The organism is Sagittula sp. SSi028 (assembly GCF_048553715.1).
Lineage (GTDB): Bacteria > Pseudomonadota > Alphaproteobacteria > Rhodobacterales > Rhodobacteraceae > Sagittula.
Map to the genome: position 1 here is coordinate 371,526 of NZ_JBLZNC010000003.1, position 17,403 is coordinate 388,928.

A 17,403-nucleotide genomic window follows, 5' to 3' on the forward strand; every position below is an offset into this window, starting at 1 on the left:
ATGTACCCGTGTAACGGGAAGGGCAGAACCCGCCTGACAGGCAGGTAAGTCGGCGGGGCCCCGGTGACAAGGGCTAGCTCGCCTCGGGTGTCACGAAATTGTAGTCTTCCAGCTCTTCGGGCAGCAGAATGTAGATTTCCGCCGCCGGGGTGGCGAGCGCGTGGCGCATGACGCGCACATCCACGCCCATGTCATCGAGGTAGGACATGACCTCTGCCTGACCGCGCTGGATGTCGTCGATGGCGGTGAAGGCGGGTAAAAAGGTATTCTCGCCAAAGGAATGCTGATGCACCCCGATGGAGGCGTTGGTCTCGGCCTGCCGCTCAGGGCCTCCTGCGAACAGGTAGGGGCAGGCGGAATAGCAGAATTCGCCGCTCAGCACGCGGGTGTCGATTTCGCGGTCGCGCAGGTGCCGCCCCAGCACCAGCGCATCTTGGACAGAGCCACCGGGGGATTGCAGGATCAGATCGGTGATTTCGGGATCGGCGCGGTCGATCTGCGGGATCAGCCGTTCCGCATCCCCGGCGGTGATCGCCCCTTCGAGCCGCCACGCGCCGGATTCGTAGGTCAGCGTCAGCCGGTCGGGCAGATCGCCGGGATTACGGGCGGGCTGGACCGATGGCCGGTCCCGCGAGGGGTCAAAGGTGCGGCGCTGGTCGCCGGGGCGCACAGGGTCCGACAGGCGCGGCGCATCGGGCCGCGAGAACGGCAGCGACAAGGGGGCATCGCGCATATCCCCAAGGATCAGCAGCCCCCCGATGCCAAGCTGAAAGATCAGCACAGCCCCGAGGGTCCGGGCCACAGGCCGCGCGGATTTTGCGACGCTCTGGCTGTCTTGCGCGGTCATTCTGCGGCCTCGCGTCGCGGCGGGCTGTCGGGCAGGGGCGCGTGTGACAGGCTTTCGACGTCGCGCAGCGCGGTCATGGCGGCGCGCAGTTCGGCCAGCGTCAGCGTGTCCTCGATGCCGGTGCCGTCGCGGCTTTGCCGGATCGCGCCGTGGGTGACGGTCAGGATCAGCACCAGAACCGCTGGCAGCAGGTCGATGGCAATCGCCCCGGCCCAAGAGGGCACAAAGTTGCGCGCATAAAGGATGACCGCATCGGCGGCGGACACGGGCGTGTAGGTGACATCGGTGGGCTGTTCGAGGGTCTGGACGTTCTGCGCGGCACGTTCCAGCGTTGCGGCGCGCTGGCCCAGCACCTCGAGCACGGAGGTGATCGTGGCGGATTGATCGGCGCGCCCTGCAGCGGTGGAGCTGTCGAGTTCGGGCAGCACGACCGAGGCCGACAGATCCTGCGCCGCCCGTTCCACCAGCGGGGCGACCGACAGTTGGCGAAGCTGGGTGATCAACCCTTGCAGGCGGACGGCAGCCTCGGAAAATTCGACAGAGCGCGCCTCGACGTTGCCGGGCTCGACGGTGAGCGCACGCATCCGCGACAGGATTGTGTTGCCCTCGGTGAAGGCGTTTTCCACCAGCGGGGTCTGCGCCGCGATCTGGGTTTCCAGTGCGGCGAGTTCGGCGGATTTCTGTCGCAGGACACGGAACACCGCGCCACGGCCCGCGAGACCGGACAGGGTGCCTTCGGCTTCTTGTTCAGACAGGTCCTCGAAGGACTGGCGGGTGCGGGCCACATCGCGTTCCAGTGCCTGACCGGTCAGGGCGATCTCGTGGGCGCGTTCCAGCGCGGATTGGTAATCCTGCACGGTCTTGGCGAGATGCTGTTCCACCGCTGCCGATCCCGCCAGCGCGGCGGCGTTCAGCCAAGACGACATGGCCACGATGGCAAGGCTGCCGATGCCCATGGCCGCCAGCAGGCCGCCGCGTGCGCGGGTGGACCGGACGGCGGGAAACAGGCGCATCAGGTAGGACCAGAAGACGAAGATGCCCACCGACACCGCCGTGGAATAGGCGATGGCCGCAAAGACCGACATGGCGCCGTTTTCATCGAGCAGCGAGGACACGCCGAGATAGGTGTAGATCCCCGAAGCGACGGACAGAACGCCAAGCGCGGTGCCGGAAAAGGTGTCGAGCCATGTGATGTGATCTTCGAGTTCGCGGGCGTGGCGCACGCCGCGGGCCGCTTCGCGGGTGAGGGGGGCATTGTCGGGCTGCATGGGGTCTCCGGCGGTGAACGGTAAAAAGATGTCTGTTCAACGGGGATTTGCAACCTCTGCAGGCGGTGGGTTGCATTTGTTCACGAAATGTTCATATTTGTCGGCATGGAATTGCGAGTGGACCCAACGGAACCCGTGCTGGCAGCGGGGCAAATTCTGGCGCGCGGCGTGTCGCGTCACTTGGCGCATCTGGGATTCGCCACGCTTGAGGAGTTCGTGCCCGATCGCGGGATGCGTGTGGATGTGATGGCTTTGGGCCCGAAGGGCGAGCTGTGGATCGTGGAATGCAAATCCTCGCGCGCGGATTTCATGTCCGACAGCAAATGGCAGGGCTACCTGCCGTTTTGTGACCGCTATTTCTGGGCGGTGGACCAGCAGTTCGACACCGACCTTTTGCCCGCCGACAGCGGGTTGATGATCGCCGATGGCTATGACGCAGAGATCATCCGCATGCCGCGAGAGGACAAGGTCGCGCCCGCGCGGCGCAAGAAACTGATACAGAAGTTCGCCTTTTGCGCAGCCCGCCGCCTGCAAAGCCTGCGTGATCCGCAGGCCGGGGTGCACTGGGGCTAGCGCTTATTTGCGCTTGCCGCCTTTGGTAATCTGGCGCGCGGTTTCGGCAGCGGCGCGCAGCTCTTCGGCGATGTCGTCGGCCTCTTCGGGGTCGAAATCCATCGGGATTTCGATGTCGCCCGCAAACATGAAGAGCCGCACCATGCCCTGATCGGTGGGGCCGATTTGCAGGTTTGCTTCGATGTCGGATTCGTCGTTGATGCCCATGGCTTTGCCTCTTGCGATGATCACGTGACCTAGCTTGCCCGCCCGATCAATGCAAGTTGGGGGAGCGGCGGGGCGCGTGACAGAAAGATGAAAAAACTGTCGCGATGCGTCTTGCATTCGTGGTGGGCTGACTGTAAATCGCCCCGCAGTGCCGCCTTAGCTCAGTTGGTTAGAGCGCCTGATTGTGGATCAGGAGGTCCCCCGTTCGAGCCGGGGAGGTGGTACCACTCCTTCCCCCGACATTTCAGAAAATCCGACGCATTTTTGGGCGTGTGCTGTTGCGCGCTACGTCATTATGCTGCGGTGCAGAAATATGTGGAACCGATGGGCTGACCTGTGGTTGGCTTGTCATAGGATCACAGGAGTCTGGGCGATGTTCCATTTGGCGAAGGCAATAGGCGAATGGCAGGCGGTGGCCTGGGCGGGGTCGCGGCTGTGGCTGTCGGCGGGGGCCGTGGTGCAGGCGCGGACCATGCAGATGGCCCTAGGTGTGATGCAGCCGCAGGAATTCACCCGCATGGTTATGGAAAAGCCGTCGGCCTTTGCCCGCAGTGGCGAGATGGCGATGCGCGCCATGGCGGGCAACAAGGGCTATGCGGTGACACTGTCGGAGGCGCTGAAACCGATTGAGGCGAGCGCCTCTGCCAATGCGCGGCGGTTGCAGGAACGGCCCAAGCGGAAGGGGAGCAAAGCGCGGCGGCGGTGAACCTATTGGTTTGTCAGGGCGTTGGCTGGGACACGAACGGAGTATCCCATGCGATTGACCGCCCCCGCCCTGATATTGTCCCTTGCTGCGCCGGCCTTTGGCCAAAGCACTGACCTGCCGCTGGGCGGGGAGCCGTTGCCGGAGGCGCAAGAGGCGCCCGAACAGGCACCGCTGACCGCCGATGCGGTGAATGCGGCGACGTATCAGGGTACGCCCTTGCCGGACGGGCAATCGGCGCTGACCATGAAAACCCAGATTTTGTTGGACCGCGCCGGTGTGTCGCCGGGTGTGATCGACGGCCACAAGGGCGGCATGAGCGAAAGCGCCCTGCGCGGGTTTGAGGCGCGCGAAGGGTTTGTGGTCGACGGCCTTTTGGATGCAGAGGTCTGGGCGCGGCTGGGCGGTGACACTGTCGGGCCGGTGATGATGGCCTACACGATCCAGCCCGCAGATGCCGAGGGTCTGGTTGCAGCGATCCCTGACAACGTCCGCGAGAAGGCCGCGATGGACCGTCTGGGCTACACCAGCCTGTCAGAGGCGCTGGCCGAGCAGTTCCACATGGACGACGATGTGCTGCGCGCCATGAACCCGCAAGCGGCCTTCGAGGTGGGCGAGACGGTTATGGTGGCGGACCCCGGTCTGGACCAACAGGGCGAGGTCGCGCGAATCGAGATCCGCAAATCTGAACGGCGCGCGGTGGCCTTTGATGCCTCGGGGCGCGAAATCTCGGACTACCCTGTGGCGATTGGCTCTGATGAGACACCCTCGCCGGAGGGGGCTTTGAGCGTCACCGCGCTCGCCCCTGATCCGACCTACAGCTATAATCCGGATGTGAATTTCGAGGCCGATGGCGTCAAAGAGGCGCTGATCCTGCCGCCGGGGCCGAACGGGCCGGTGGGCAGTTTCTGGATCGATCTGTCAAAACCCACCTATGGGCTGCACGGCACGGACGAGCCTGCCAAGCTGTTTTCGCAGCGCAGCCATGGCTGTGTGCGTTTTACCAATTGGGACATCACCGAGCTTGCCGCGATGGTCAGCGAGGGCGTGTCGGTGGAGTTTTTGCCGTGATCGCGGCGCTGCGGCTGGGGGGCTGTTGGCTGGTTTTGTGCAGCGCGGTGGCGGCGCAAGATGCGGCCCCCGACAGCGCCTTGCGTCCGCAGGCGCGCGCCGAGGCTCCAGCGGAACAGACCCCCGCCGCGCTAGAGGCAGAGCCGTCGCGGGAGTTGCCGTGGATGGGGGATGCGGACTATGCCGCCTGTCTGGCGGAGCTGGATGCGCTTGGCGTTGAGTATTCCGAAATTGACCCGATGTTGCCGGAGGATTCGCTGACTTGCGGCATCCTGCGCCCGTTGAAGGTGACGTCTTTGGCCGAAGGGGTGGCGTTGGAGCCAAGCGGGACCATGCGGTGCGAGACGGCGCGGGCCGCCGGGCGCTGGGTCCGCGATTTTGTCCTGCCCGCAGCCGCACGGGTGGCCCCGGATCGCGGGGCGTTGACGGCGGTGCGCAATGGATCGGGCTACGTCTGCCGGTCGCGCAATGGCGACGGATCGGGCAAGCCGTCCGAGCATGGGCTGGGCAATGCGCTGGACGTGATGGGCTTTGTCTTTGCCACGGGGCCGGAGATCGCCATCACCCCGCGCGAGGCCGAAGGGTCGATGGCGGAGGCCTTTCAAGATGCGGTGCGCGCCTCGGCCTGCTTGGAATTCACCACGGTTCTGGGGCCGGGGTCGAATGCGGCGCATGACGACCACCTGCATCTGGATGTGATCGCGCGCGACAGCGGCTATCGGTTGTGCGAGCAGGGCGGCGGCTGACGGTTGCCTTTGTGCCGCGCTTGCGCCACCCCTTTGTCCGACAGCGAAAGGGGGGGAGCGCGATGGATTGGGAAGAGTTTGCCCGATGGGGTGAGGAGGTGGCACGGTTCGGTGCGGCCTATCACAAGGGGCTGCGGGACCGGCCCGTGCGCCCGGATGTCGTACCGGGGGCCGCGCGTGACCTGATCGCTGCCACGCCGCCAGAGCACGGCGCGGCGATGGGTGACATCTGGCAGGACTTTCTCGACATTGTGCCTGACCGGCTGACCCATTGGCAGCACCCCCGTTTTTTTGCCTATTTCCCGGCCAATGCCGCGCCGCCGTCGATGCTGGCGGAGATGCTGGTCAGCGTGATGGCGCCGCAATGTATGCTTTGGCAGACCTCGCCTGTGGCGACAGAGATGGAAGGCGTCATGATCGACTGGCTGCGGCAGGCGATGGACCTGCCAGAGGGCTGGTCGGGGGTGATACAGGATTCGGCGTCGCAGGCGACCTTGTCCGCTGTGCTGACGATGCGGGAACGGGCCACCGGATGGACCGGCAACCGTGCGGGCCTGTCAGGGCAGGGGCATTTGCGGATTTACGTGTCCGCGCAGGCGCATAGCTCGGTCGATCGCGCCTGTTGGGTGGCGGGGATCGGGCAGGACAATCTGGTGAAACTGCCCGATTGCGGCGCGCCTGCCTTTGGCATGGATGTGGCGGCTTTGCGCGCGGCCATCGCGGCGGACCGTGCGGCGGGTCATACCCCTGCGGGCATCGTGGCGGTGACAGGCGGCACGGGGATTGGCGCATGGGACGATCTGGCCGCGGTGGCCGAGGTCGCGCAGGCCGAGGGGCTGTATTTGCATTGCGATGCGGCTTGGGCGGGGTCGGCGATGATCTGCCCCGAGCTGCGCGCGCAGATGTGGCGCGGGGTCGAGGGCTGCGATTCCATCGTGTTCAACCCGCACAAATGGCTCGGCGCGCAGTTTGACTGTTCGGTGCAGTTTCTCAAAGACCCGCAGCAGCAGATCGACACGCTGAAGATCGAGCCGGAATATCTGCGCACCAGCGGCGCGGAGGTGGTGAACTATTCCGAATGGACGATCCCGTTGGGGCGGCGGTTCCGCGCGCTGAAGCTGTGGTTTGTGCTGCGCTATTACGGGCTGGACGGTCTGCGTGCGCGGATGCGCAATCATATCCTTTGGGCTCAGGAGGTCTGCGACGACCTGCGCGCCCGTGGTTTCGAGATCGTGACAGAGCCGATCTTGTCCTTGTTCACCTTTCGCGGCCCCGGGGATGATGCGGCGCAGCAGGCGCTTGTCGATGCGCTCAATGCCGACGGCCGGATCTATGTCACCCAAGGGATGCACGCGGGATGCCGTGTTGTGCGCTTTCAAGTGGGGCAGTTTGACTGCACGCGGGCGGATGTGATGCTGGCGGGGGAGGTGATCGCCGAAGTCTCTGCCAAACTGGCTGCCGAGAGCGCCGCGTCACGATAGTGTCACAGCGGCGTCGTGGCGCGGTTACTTGCGGGTGGTGAGGTGGGCGACCACTGCCCCGCCACAGGAGACCCGCCATGACCCCCTTGAAAATCGGAGCCGCTCTGGATGTGGCGCAAATCGCCACGCATCGCGATTGGCTGTTTGACGCCGCGCGCGACATCGAGGTGCAGGATTTCCTGCGGCCCACGGCGCTGACCACCGATTTCGCCGATCTGGTGGCGGGGGCGCAGGCCGCGCTGCAAGGGCACACAGGGCGGCGCGGCATCCACGGGCCGTTTTACGGGCTGGATATGGACAACCCCGACCCCGAGCTGCGCCCGCTGATCACCACCCGCTATCTGCGCGGGATCGAGGCCGCAGACCGCATCGGCGCGCGCCAGATGGTGCTGCATTCCCCCTACGATCGCTGGTTTCATAACAACCGCTTGGCGCATGCGGGCTATGCCGAGGAGATGCTGGCGCGCATCCATGCGATCCTTGGCCCCGTCGTGCGCGAGGCCGAGGTGATGGGCGTGACGCTGGTGGTCGAGAATATCCTCGACGTTGATCCGGCGGTGCGGCGGCTATTGGTGGACAGTTTCGGGTCGGACGCAATTGCGCTGTCGGTGGACACGGGCCACGCGCATCTGGCGCACCGGCAGTCCGGTGCCCCGCCGGTGGATTATTTCCTGCGCGATGCGGGGGCTCAGCTTGCGCATGTGCATCTACAGGATCTGGATGGTCACGCCGACCGTCACTGGCCGCCGGGCGAGGGGGAGATCGCATGGCCTGCGGTGTTCCGTGCGCTGGCGGAGTGCAAAAGCACGCCGCATCTGGTGCTGGAACTGGCCGATCACAACATGGTCCCGCAGGGCTTTGGCCATCTGCGCGACCTTGGTCTGGTCTGTTAATCGATCTGGATGGTTTGGCGCAGCCTGCCGGTGGCGCGATCAAAAATCACGATGGTATCGGCGTCGGTCACGACCGCATACCAGTCCGACCCTTGGGTGTAGGCGGTGGCGGTTGTGCCACCGGGCAGGGTGATGACCTCTGGCAGCGGGGCCTGTGCCTTGCTATAGCGCAGCCAAAGCAGGCTGGCGATCGCGATGATGCCGGCCATCATCACCACCATGAGCAGCGTCACCATGGCTTGCAGGATGCGCAGGCTGCGGGGGGGCTGATACTCAGCAGGGTTCGGAGCGTCGTCCATGGATCGCCTTTGTGTCACGATAACGGCCAATCCGCCGCCGCGTCTTGATAAGGCGTTGGCGCGCGATGTGCCAGAGGAGGCATCGCTGTCGCGGACCCGCCTGTCGCGGCTGATCGCCGAGGGCGCGGTCAGCGTAAATGGGCAGGCCGTCACCGATGCCAAGGCCCGCGTGGCCGAGGGCGATGTGGTCGAAATCGCCGTGCCCGAAGCGGTGGATTACGACGTGCTGCCGCAGGACATTCCGCTGGTCATTGTCCATGAGGACGACGATCTGATCGTGGTGGACAAACCTGCGGGCATGGTGGTGCATCCGGCGCCGGGCTCGCCCTCGGGGACGTTGGTGAATGCGCTCCTGCACCATTTTGGCGGCAACCTGTCCGGCATCGGCGGCGAGAAGCGCCCCGGCATCGTGCACCGCATCGACAAGGACACCAGCGGTCTTTTGGTGGTGGCCAAGTCCGACCGCGCCCATCACGGGCTGGCGGCGCAGTTTGAAAAACACACCGCACGGCGCGCCTATCTGGCGGTGGTGCATGGGGTGCCGATGCTGTCGGACCCGCGTCTGATCGGCACGCGCGGCGTGTCCGCTGCGCCCGGCGGCGAGATCACCATCACCAGCGGGCTGGCGCGGCATAAAACCGACCGCCAGCGGCAAGCGGTTTTCTTTGACGGGCAGGGGCGTCATGCGATCACCCATGCCAAGCCGTTGGAAACCTTCGGGGATCCGGCCTGTCTGACCTTGGTGGAATGTCGGCTGGAGACGGGGCGCACCCACCAGATCCGCGTGCATATGGCCCATGCCGGTCACGCGCTGGTCGGTGATCCCACCTATGGCGGGCGGCGCAAACTGAAACAAAGCGCGCTGCCAGCCGCCGGATTCGAGGCGGCACAGGGGTTCGACCGGCAGGCGCTGCATGCGGCGGAGCTGGGCTTTGTCCATCCGGGATCGGGAGAGGAGATGCTGTTCACCTCTGATCTTCCTGCGGACATGGCGGATATGATTGCGGCGCTGCGCGGCTGATCGCCGCTCTTGCGAGGGGTTTTGTTATATCATATCACCTCCTCCCGAGGTTCGCTTCGGGAGATGTCATGTACAATCGCAATCTTGGTCAGGTTCCGTTTCGTCGCAAAAAGCGGGGTGGGGATGTGATGGCGCAGTTTGACCGTTTGCCCGCACCGGTGCGCCGCTGGATGGCCGAGGCGGCCCTGCCGTGGTCCCCGAAATCCTGCCTTGCGATCTGGCGGCGCGCGCTGGCCGAACAGGGGTCGGAGGCCGCCGCGCTGGACCGGCTGCGGCGCGCAGAGAAGGCCGCGCTCGACGGAATTGCCCGCTAGCTGCGTATTACAGTCCTGCACATGGGTGTGAGGCCGTGTAACAGACCCTTCCCTTAGGGCAGGGAAACCTTAACTAGGTGGAAACGTTTGTTGGGCAAGCCTCTTGAAATTGTGGCGTAGCTTTCCCATCTGGATGTTAAAGCTCGTTACATATGACGTGAAAAGGGACAGACATGAGCAACTATGCAAATCTCCCGGCGCCTTCGCCGGAGGCCGGTCTGAGCCGCTACTTGTCGGAAATCCGCAAGTTCCCGCTGCTGGAACCGGAAGAAGAATACATGCTGGCGAAACGCTGGGTCGAAGAAGAGGACACAGCAGCCGCCCATAAGATGGTCACCAGCCACCTGCGCTTGGCGGCCAAGATCGCCATGGGCTACCGTGGCTACGGGCTGCCGCAGGCCGAGGTGATCTCGGAGGCCAATGTGGGCCTGATGCAGGCGGTCAAACGCTTTGATCCCGAAAAGGGCTTTCGCCTTGCGACCTATGCGATGTGGTGGATCCGCGCGTCCATCCAAGAATATATCCTGCGGTCGTGGTCCTTGGTGAAACTGGGCACCACCTCGGCGCAGAAGAAGCTGTTCTTTAACCTGCGTAAGGCCAAGTCGCGCATCGGCGCCTTGGAAGACGGTGATCTGCGTCCCGAACACGTGGAAAAAATCGCCACCGATCTGGGCGTGACCGAGCAGGAAGTGATTTCCATGAACCGCCGCCTGTCGGGCGGGGATGCGTCGCTGAATGCCACTGTCGGCTCCGAAGGTGAGGGCACGATGCAATGGCAAGACTGGCTGGAGGATGAGGACGCCGACCAAGCCGGTGATTACGCCGAACGTGACGAGCTGGAAGCGCGCCGCGAGCTGCTGACGCAGGCGATGGATGTGCTCAATGACCGTGAGAGGGACATCCTGACCCAGCGCCGTCTGGCGGAAAAGGCTGTCACGCTGGAGGACCTGTCCGGCCAGTATGACGTCAGCCGCGAACGCATTCGCCAGATCGAGGTGCGCGCGTTTGAAAAGCTGCAAAAACGCATGCGTGATCTGGCCAAGGAACAAGGTCTGCTGGCGGGCGTTTAACCTCGTCCGGCCGGCGTAAAGATACCCCGGCCCAAGACTTTCCTCACGTGTTCAAAGGCACGGGGTCCCCGTCGGAGCAATCCGGCGGGGTTTTGCGTGACGGCTGTCGATTGTCAGCGAAATCGCCGTTTGACGGGTTGCATGTCCGGCGCAGCCAATTAGCCTGCGCCGCAACCACAGGAGGACAGGTTATGGCAGATCACGTGCGTTGGGGGATATTGGGGGCGGCGAAATTCGCCCGCGAGCACATGGGCCGGGCGATCCACGCGGCCGAACGCGGGGAGCTGGCAGCGCTCGCGACCTCTAGCACCGAGAAAGCTGCGCCGTTTCAGGCCTTTGTCCCCGGTTTGCGGGTTCACCTGTCTTACGATGACCTGCTGGCCGACCCCGAGATTGACGCGGTCTACATCCCTTTGCCGAACCATTTGCACGTGGAGTATACGCAAAAAGCCTTGGCCGCAGGGAAACACGTTCTGGTGGAAAAGCCCATGGCCATGGCAGCGGATGAATTCGACGCGGTGATCGCCGAGCGCGACCGCAGCGGCCTTTTGGCGGCAGAGGCCTATATGGTCGTCCATCATCCGCAGTGGATCAAGGCGCGCGAGCTTGTGCAATCGGGCGCGATCGGTCGTCTGCGCCGCGTATCGGGGGCGTTCTCCTACGACAACAGCGCTGATGCGGGCAATATCCGCAATGATGCGGCCAAGGGCGGCGGCGCGGTGCCGGATATCGGGGTCTACATCTATGGCACGGCCCGGTTTGTGACCGGCGAAGAGCCGCAGGAGATCCTGTCGACCGAGATCGAGCGCGAAAACGGTGTCGATATCTGGACCCATGTCACCGCGCGCTTTCCCAGCTTTCATTACAGCGGTGTCGTCTCGATGCGGATGGCGCCGTTCCAAGAGATGCTGTTCCACGGCGACAAGGGCGTCTTGCGGCTGAGCGCGCCGTTTAACCCGCAGGTCTATGGGCAGGCCGAGCTTGAGCTGCGCGCCAAGGACGGCGGCCTTCAGGTCTGGCGTTTCCCTGCAGTGAACCACTACGTCCGTCAGGTGGAGGCGTTCAACGCATCGGTGCTGGATGGGGCGGACTATCCCTGTCCGCTGGAATTCTCGCGCGGGACGCAGGCCATGATCGACATGATCTGGGCCCATGATCGCGGCTAAGGGTTTGGGCGCGCGTGCTGATGTGCGCGCGCCGTTTCGTTACAGGTCCTGAATGGTAATCACGACCTTGCCTGTGGATTTGCGGCTGCGCAGCATCTCCAACCCTTTGTCCGCCTCTTCCAAGGTGAACACGTTCGAGACATGCGGCTTGATCCGGCCCGCGCTGTGCCAGTCCATTAAGGTGGCAAGGCTGTCGGTCAGCACATGGGGTTTGAAGGTCAGATAGCCGCCCCAGTAAACCCCTAGAACCGATAGATTTTTCACCAGAAGGTGGTTGGATTTGATCTGTGGCACATCGCCGGAGGCAAAGCCGATGGGCAGCAGTCGTGCATCGGGTTTGCAGGCGCGAAAGGCGGCTTCGAACTGCTCGCCACCGACGGGATCATAGACCACATCGGCGCCGCCGAGCGCTTTGACCTCGGCCCGGATATCCTGGGTTTTGGCGTCGATCAGATGGTCTGCACCTGCAGCTCTGGCGGCGTCCAATTTGTCCGCGCTGCGGGCGCAGGCGATGACCGTCGCGCCCATCAGCTTGCCGATCTCCACCGCAGTCAGCCCGACACCGCCCGCCGCGCCCAGAACAAGCAGGGTTTCCCCCGGCTGCAGGCGCGCGCGGTAGTCCAGGGCCACGTGGCTGGTCCCGTAGGCGATCTGGAAGGCGGCCGCATCGGTGAAGGACATGCTGTCGGGGATTTTGACGGCACGGTTGGCATCGAAACAGCCCATATCCGCCAGCCCGCCTTGGCCGCCGAACACCGCAACCCGGTCGCCTGGCGCAAAGCCCGAGACGCCTTCGCCCACCGAATCGACGGTGCCTGCGACTTCCATCCCCAATGTGAAGGGCGTTTGGGGCGTGTCCTGATATGTGCCCTTAACCATAAGCAAATCGGCAAAATTCAACCCGCAGGCGGCAATATTTACCAAAATTTCACCCTTAGCGGGTTTCGGTATGGGGAGAGTTGTCAAGACCGGCTGACTATCTGGGGTAGGCACAACATACGCGCGCATAGGGCGATCCTATCCTTTTGAGACTTACTTCAACGCGATTGCGTCGGGGTTTGGCCACATAAGATGAACTGTAAGCACGGAGGCATCAATATCGTTGAAGTAATAAACAACTTTTACGCGAATATGTCGCTTTGTTTACTATCCTTGGGCGGTCGCGAAACTTGATTTGATAAAGAGCATTGATGTAAAACATCATACCATACACGTGCAGGATGAGACGCACATCGGGTTTTAGCTAGTATGCCGGAGTAATCTCATCGGGTCACACCCATAGAACAGGAAATGACAAGATGGCGCACCCCGTTGATGTTCACGTAGGCAAGCGTGTCCGCCACCGTCGCTGGCTGGTCGGGATGACACAGCAGCAGCTGGCGGAAAAGGTCGGGATCAAATTCCAGCAGATCCAGAAGTATGAAACCGGTGCAAACCGCGTCAGCGCCTCCCGCCTGTGGGACATCGCCGACGCGCTGGAAGTTCCGGTGAGCTTCTTCTTTGAAGGCATCGAAAGCGACAACCCCGAGGTGGAAAGCACCGAAGGCGTTCCGGCAGACATCCTTGGCGACAAGGAAGCGCTGGATCTGGTGCGCTCCTACTATGCGATCCCCGAAAACCAGCGTCGCCGCCTGTTTGAACTGGCACGCGTTCTGTCCGACGTTGCTTGAGCCGGTGGCCTGTCTGCGTTAGCCGGTAAGGACCGGCTTTCGCAGAGGTGACACTTTGGACATTTCAGACGATCTTGCGGCGGATCTGATTTCCACCGCACATGCCCTTGCCGATGCGGCGGGGGCTGTCATTCTTCCGGCGTTCCGTCCCGTGGGCGGGATCGCGGCGGACAACAAGCTTGCGGATGGCTTTGACCCCGTGACCGCCGCTGACAAAGCCGCCGAGCAGGCGATGCGGGCGGTTCTGGCGCAGCGCCGTGCCGGTGACGCAATTCTGGGCGAGGAATTCGGCCGCAGCTCAGGCGACAGTGGCCTGACATGGGTGCTTGACCCGATTGACGGCACGCGGGCCTTTATGTCCGGCACCGCCACATGGGGCGTGCTGATCGCGGTTTCTGACGACACCGGACCCCGTCTTGGCATCATTGACCAGCCTTATACCGGCGAGCGGTTTATTGGCGGTCTGGGGCAGGCGTCATGGCGTGGGCCGCGCGGCTCCGGGCCGCTTGCCACGCGGCAGACATCTGATCTGGCCGAAGCGATCCTGTTTTCCACCTTCCCCGAGGTCGGCACAGCGCAGGAGCGCGCGGGCTTTGAGGCCGTGCGCGACCGGGTGAAGCTGACGCGATACGGGATGGACTGTTATGCCTATGCCTTGCTCGCGGCGGGGCAGATTGATCTGGTGATCGAGGCGGGCTTGCAGGCTTATGACATCCAAGGGCCCTTGGCGGTGATCGAGGCAGCGGGCGGTATCGTGACCGATTGGCAAGGCGGCCCCGCCCACGAGGGCGGGCGTGTTGTCGCCGCAGCGAACGCCACGCTGCATGCGCAGGCCATTGATCTGCTGCGCGCCTATTAAGGGGGCTTGGCCATGGAAACCTTGATCCGCAATGCGCGCGTGGTCATGACCATGAACGACACAGATGATGCGCCGCAGAACACGGATATTCTGGTGCGCGATGGTGTGATTGCGGCGTTGGGGCAGGGGCTTGCCACCACGGGGGATGTGATCGACGCCAGCGATTGCGTGGTGACGCCGGGCCTGGTGAACACGCACCACCACCTGTATCAGACCCTGACGCGGGCGGTGCCGGGCGGGCAGGATGCGCTGCTGTTTGGCTGGCTCAAGACGCTGTACCCCATCTGGTCGCGTTTCGGACCGGAGGAGATGTATATCTCGGCGCAGATCGGTCTGGCAGAGCTGGCGCTGTCGGGCTGCACGCTTAGTTCCGATCACCTGTACCTGTATCCCAACGGCGCACGGCTGGATGACACCATTGCCGCCGCAAGGGAGGTGGGGCTGCGGTTTCACCCCACGCGCGGTGCGATGAGCATCGGCGAAAGCGCCGGTGGTCTGCCGCCCGATGCGCTGGTCGAGGCGGAACAGGCCATTCTGGAGGACTGCATCCGCGTCATTGATGCCTTTCACGACCCGTCAGAGGGCGCGATGGTGCGGGTCGGTGTCGCGCCCTGTTCGCCCTTTTCGGTCAGCCGAGAGCTGATGCGCGACGCCGCCATTCTGGCGCGCGACAAGGGGGTGATGCTGCACACGCATCTGGCGGAAAACGACGAGGATATCGCCTATAGCGAGGCGCAGTTCGGCTGCCGCCCCGGTCAATACGCTGAAGAGCTTGGCTGGGTCGGGGATGACGTGTGGCACGCCCATTGCGTCAAGCTTGACCGCGCGGAGATCGACCTGTTCGCCCGCACGCGGACGGGGGTGGCGCATTGCCCGTGCTCCAATTGTCGTCTGGGATCGGGGATCGCGCCGGTGCGCGCTATGCGGGATGCGGGCGTGCCGGTGGGCCTTGGCGTTGACGGGTCCGCGTCCAACGATGCGGGGTCCCTGATTGGCGAGGCGCGCCAGACCATGCTGTTGCAACGTGTGGTCAACGGGGCCGATGCCATGAGTGCGCGCGAGGCATTGCGCATCGCCACGCGTGGCGGCGCCGAGGTGCTGGGCCGTCATGATGTGGGACAGATTACTGTGGGCAAACGGGCCGACATCGCCATGTGGGATGTGTCAGGGATCGAAAGCGCGGGCAGTTGGGATGTGGCGGCGCTGCTGCTGGCGGGGCCGCAACAGGTGCGCCATCTGATGGTCGAGGGGCGCGAGATCGTCCGCGACGGCCATTTGGTGACTTTTGATCTGGCGCAGGCTATCGTGCGACAGAACACGTTGGCGCGCCGTTTGGCCGGATGACGAACCGCGCCCGTCCGCCCGTGTTGCGCCGGTTTCAAAGAGGTATTGATGCGACAGTTTTTTGGTCTTTGCGCGGTGATTGCCATGCTGTTTGGGGCACAGGCGGCGGAGGCGCAGCAGGTGCGCCAGATGTTGAACGGATTTCGCGCGGAACAGGGATTGGGGCCGCTTGCCCCCTCGACCCGGTTGGAGCGCGCGGCAGAGGTCCATGCTCTGGATATGGCGCGCAAGGGGTTTTTCGATCATCGCGGATCTGACGGCAGCACGGTGATGGATCGGGTGCGGCAGGCGGGCTATGGAGCCTGCGCAATTGCCGAGAACATCGCCCAAGGCCAGACCTCTGTCAGCGAGGTGCTGGGCGCTTGGCTGCAGTCGGATGGCCACCGCGCGAATATGCTGCATCCGCAGGTGGTGGATTACGGGTTGGTCCGCGCATCAGGCGATATCTGGGTGCTGGTGCTGGGTCGTGACGGCTGCTGACGCGGTTAGGCCTTAAGCGGCACGCCCGCGACCCATGTTTGCGCCACGGCCCGATCGTCGCCCATCATAATGGTGGGGAAGAGCGCCTCCCATATGTCATCGGCGCGCTGGCTGCGTTGGGCAATCGCGGGCGTTGATTCCAGATCCAGTGCGACAAAATCCGCGTCCGCCCCCACGGCGAGCCGTCCGATGCCGGTGTCGCGCAGCGCCGTGGCAGAGCCTTCGGTCGCCAGCCAAAGCAGCTCGGCGGGATGGAGGGCGCGCCCACGCAACTGGCCGATCTCATAGGCGGCGGCCATGCTGCGCAGCATGGAAAAGGACGACCCGCCCCCTGTGTCGGTGGCCAGACCCACGGTGTGGCCCGCGCGCGTCAGCCCATCCATGTCAAACAACCCCGAGCCGATAAATGTGTTGGAGGTCGGGCAGTGCACCAGCGCTGCGCCGACCTCGGAGAGGCGGGCGCGTTCACGCTCTGTCAGGTGGATGGCGTGGCCATACAGGCCGTTCTGGCCGAGCAGGCCGTGCGCCTCGTAGGTGTCGAGATAATCGCGCGCCTGCGGGAACAGTGACTGCACCCATTGGATCTCGTCTGTTTGTTCGGACAGATGCGTCTGCATCAGACAGTCGGGGTGTTCGGCCCACAACTGGCCCAAAGCGATCAACTGCTCCGGCGTCGAGGTGGGGGAAAACCGCGGCGTGATGACATAGGACGCGCGGCCCCGCCCGTGCCAAGCCTGCAGCAAGGCCTTGCTGTCGTCATGGGCGCTTTGGGCGGTGTCGCGCAGACTGTCGGGGGCATTGCGGTCCATGCAGGTCTTGCCCGCGAAGACCCGCATGTTGCGCGCCTCGGCCGCCGTAAACAATGCCTCGACCGAGGTCGGGTGGATCGTGCAGAAGCTGCACACCGTGGTCGTGCCATGGGCAATCAACAGATCAAGATAGCGGCCCGCGATCTCGGCGGCGTAGGCGGGATCGTGAAAGCGGCTTTCCTCGGGGAAGGTGTAGGTGTTCAGCCAGTCGATCAGACGTTTGCCCCAGCTCGCGATCATGCCGGTTTGCGGGTAATGCGCATGGGCGTCCACAAAACCGGGGGCGAGCAGTTTTGCCCCGTGGTCATGGACAACCGCGTCGGGGTGTGCGGCGCGCAACTGGTCGGCTGCACCGATGTCCGTGATCTTGCCATCCTCGACCAGCAGGGCCGCGCGCGCGGTATGGCGACCGGCGGCGGGGCCTTCGAAAAACGGGTTTGCGTCGAACTGGATCAGCTGTCCGAGGTGCAGGTCTGCGGTCATTTCGGTCTCCTTCCGCCGCAGGGTATTTCTGCGGGTGCAAAAGCTCAATCGGCCCTGTCGTTTGCAGTGTCTATGACGTAGTGTCCAGCGCGAGTCACG

General features: G+C 64.0%; 20 protein-coding genes and 1 tRNA gene. 15 read left to right on the forward strand and 6 right to left on the reverse strand.

Annotated elements, in window-relative coordinates; translation table 11 throughout:
* Positions 1-73: 73 nt before the first annotated feature.
* Together ACN5AZ_RS08000 and ACN5AZ_RS08005 are read right to left on the reverse strand one after the other, a co-directional pair.
* Positions 74-847 carry a hypothetical protein gene (locus tag ACN5AZ_RS08000; RefSeq protein WP_419428334.1) on the reverse strand — a complete coding sequence of 258 codons (774 nt, stop codon included), beginning with the start codon at positions 845-847 and terminating at the stop codon, positions 74-76.
* Positions 844-2,115, reverse strand: a complete 1,272-nt coding sequence (locus ACN5AZ_RS08005; protein ID WP_419428335.1) for a hypothetical protein — start codon at positions 2,113-2,115, stop codon at positions 844-846. Before ACN5AZ_RS08005 ends, ACN5AZ_RS08000 begins: the two co-directional genes overlap by 4 nt.
* A gap of 105 nt (positions 2,116-2,220) precedes the next feature.
* On the opposite strand from ACN5AZ_RS08005, the gene ACN5AZ_RS08010 reads away from it, so the two are divergent.
* Complete coding sequence (locus ACN5AZ_RS08010) at positions 2,221-2,688, forward strand: MmcB family DNA repair protein (RefSeq protein ID WP_419428336.1); 468 nt, start codon at positions 2,221-2,223, stop codon at positions 2,686-2,688.
* A gap of 3 nt (positions 2,689-2,691) precedes the next feature.
* On the opposite strand, the gene ACN5AZ_RS08015 is transcribed toward ACN5AZ_RS08010, so the two are convergent.
* Complete coding sequence (locus ACN5AZ_RS08015) at positions 2,692-2,895, reverse strand: DUF6324 family protein (protein ID WP_419428463.1); 204 nt, start codon at positions 2,893-2,895, stop codon at positions 2,692-2,694.
* A 150-nt stretch (positions 2,896-3,045) separates the two neighbouring features.
* On the opposite strand from ACN5AZ_RS08015, the gene ACN5AZ_RS08020 reads away from it, so the two are divergent.
* The 6 genes from ACN5AZ_RS08020 to ACN5AZ_RS08045 all read left to right on the forward strand — a co-directional run bounded on the left by ACN5AZ_RS08020 (position 3,046) and on the right by ACN5AZ_RS08045 (position 7,789).
* Positions 3,046-3,122, forward strand: a tRNA-His gene (locus tag ACN5AZ_RS08020).
* A 146-nt stretch (positions 3,123-3,268) separates the two neighbouring features.
* Complete coding sequence (locus ACN5AZ_RS08025) at positions 3,269-3,601, forward strand: hypothetical protein (RefSeq protein WP_419428337.1); 333 nt, start codon at positions 3,269-3,271, stop codon at positions 3,599-3,601.
* Positions 3,602-3,649: 48 nt separating this feature from the next.
* The gene (locus ACN5AZ_RS08030; RefSeq protein WP_419428338.1) at positions 3,650-4,669 is read left to right on the forward strand and encodes a L,D-transpeptidase family protein; all 1,020 of its coding nucleotides are present in this window, start codon (positions 3,650-3,652) and stop codon (positions 4,667-4,669) included.
* Complete coding sequence (locus ACN5AZ_RS08035; RefSeq protein WP_419428339.1) at positions 4,666-5,415, forward strand: extensin family protein; 750 nt, start codon at positions 4,666-4,668, stop codon at positions 5,413-5,415. Before ACN5AZ_RS08030 ends, ACN5AZ_RS08035 begins: the two co-directional genes overlap by 4 nt.
* A gap of 62 nt (positions 5,416-5,477) precedes the next feature.
* Complete coding sequence (locus tag ACN5AZ_RS08040; protein ID WP_419428340.1) at positions 5,478-6,896, forward strand: pyridoxal phosphate-dependent decarboxylase family protein; 1,419 nt, start codon at positions 5,478-5,480, stop codon at positions 6,894-6,896.
* Between the two features lie 77 nt (positions 6,897-6,973).
* The gene (locus ACN5AZ_RS08045) at positions 6,974-7,789 is read left to right on the forward strand and encodes a sugar phosphate isomerase/epimerase family protein (RefSeq protein WP_419428341.1); all 816 of its coding nucleotides are present in this window, start codon (positions 6,974-6,976) and stop codon (positions 7,787-7,789) included.
* On the opposite strand, the gene ACN5AZ_RS08050 is transcribed toward ACN5AZ_RS08045, so the two are convergent.
* The gene (locus ACN5AZ_RS08050; RefSeq protein ID WP_419428342.1) at positions 7,786-8,088 is read right to left on the reverse strand and encodes a DUF6476 family protein; all 303 of its coding nucleotides are present in this window, start codon (positions 8,086-8,088) and stop codon (positions 7,786-7,788) included. The genes ACN5AZ_RS08045 and ACN5AZ_RS08050 overlap by 4 nt on opposite strands.
* On the opposite strand from ACN5AZ_RS08050, the gene ACN5AZ_RS08055 reads away from it, so the two are divergent.
* The 4 genes from ACN5AZ_RS08055 (at position 8,087) to ACN5AZ_RS08070 (ending at position 11,659) form a co-directional block, all read left to right on the forward strand.
* Positions 8,087-9,109 carry an RluA family pseudouridine synthase gene (locus tag ACN5AZ_RS08055; RefSeq protein ID WP_419428343.1) on the forward strand — a complete coding sequence of 341 codons (1,023 nt, stop codon included), beginning with the start codon at positions 8,087-8,089 and terminating at the stop codon, positions 9,107-9,109. The two genes, ACN5AZ_RS08050 and ACN5AZ_RS08055, sit on opposite strands and share 2 nt — an antisense overlap.
* Positions 9,110-9,177: 68 nt before the next feature.
* Positions 9,178-9,423 carry a DUF6525 family protein gene (locus ACN5AZ_RS08060; protein WP_419428344.1) on the forward strand — a complete coding sequence of 82 codons (246 nt, stop codon included), beginning with the start codon at positions 9,178-9,180 and terminating at the stop codon, positions 9,421-9,423.
* A 173-nt stretch (positions 9,424-9,596) separates the two neighbouring features.
* Positions 9,597-10,493 carry an RNA polymerase sigma factor RpoH gene (gene rpoH / locus ACN5AZ_RS08065; protein ID WP_419428345.1) on the forward strand — a complete coding sequence of 299 codons (897 nt, stop codon included), beginning with the start codon at positions 9,597-9,599 and terminating at the stop codon, positions 10,491-10,493.
* A 191-nt stretch (positions 10,494-10,684) separates the two neighbouring features.
* The gene (locus ACN5AZ_RS08070; RefSeq protein ID WP_419428346.1) at positions 10,685-11,659 is read left to right on the forward strand and encodes a Gfo/Idh/MocA family protein; all 975 of its coding nucleotides are present in this window, start codon (positions 10,685-10,687) and stop codon (positions 11,657-11,659) included.
* Positions 11,660-11,698: 39 nt separating this feature from the next.
* Here ACN5AZ_RS08070 and ACN5AZ_RS08075 read toward each other — a convergent pair whose 3' ends face one another.
* The gene (locus ACN5AZ_RS08075) at positions 11,699-12,667 is read right to left on the reverse strand and encodes an NADPH:quinone oxidoreductase family protein (RefSeq protein WP_419428347.1); all 969 of its coding nucleotides are present in this window, start codon (positions 12,665-12,667) and stop codon (positions 11,699-11,701) included.
* Positions 12,668-12,957: 290 nt separating this feature from the next.
* Between ACN5AZ_RS08075 and ACN5AZ_RS08080 the strand changes: the two genes are divergently transcribed.
* From ACN5AZ_RS08080 to ACN5AZ_RS08095, 4 genes are read left to right on the forward strand one after another with little or no spacing between them, the layout of a single operon-like run.
* On the forward strand, positions 12,958-13,329 hold the full coding sequence (locus tag ACN5AZ_RS08080) for a helix-turn-helix domain-containing protein (protein ID WP_419428348.1): 372 nt from the start codon (positions 12,958-12,960) through the stop codon (positions 13,327-13,329).
* Positions 13,330-13,384: 55 nt separating this feature from the next.
* Entirely contained in the window at positions 13,385-14,188 is an 804-nt protein-coding gene (locus tag ACN5AZ_RS08085) for an inositol monophosphatase family protein (protein WP_419428349.1), read from the forward strand.
* A gap of 12 nt (positions 14,189-14,200) precedes the next feature.
* Positions 14,201-15,532, forward strand: a complete 1,332-nt coding sequence (locus ACN5AZ_RS08090; RefSeq protein ID WP_419428350.1) for an 8-oxoguanine deaminase — start codon at positions 14,201-14,203, stop codon at positions 15,530-15,532.
* Positions 15,533-15,580: 48 nt separating this feature from the next.
* Positions 15,581-16,012: a CAP domain-containing protein gene (locus ACN5AZ_RS08095; protein ID WP_419428351.1), complete on the forward strand. Its 432-nt coding sequence runs from the start codon at positions 15,581-15,583 to the stop codon at positions 16,010-16,012.
* Positions 16,013-16,017: 5 nt separating this feature from the next.
* On the opposite strand, the gene guaD is transcribed toward ACN5AZ_RS08095, so the two are convergent.
* Complete coding sequence (gene guaD, locus ACN5AZ_RS08100; protein WP_419428352.1) at positions 16,018-17,304, reverse strand: guanine deaminase; 1,287 nt, start codon at positions 17,302-17,304, stop codon at positions 16,018-16,020.
* Positions 17,305-17,403 lie beyond the last annotated feature (99 nt).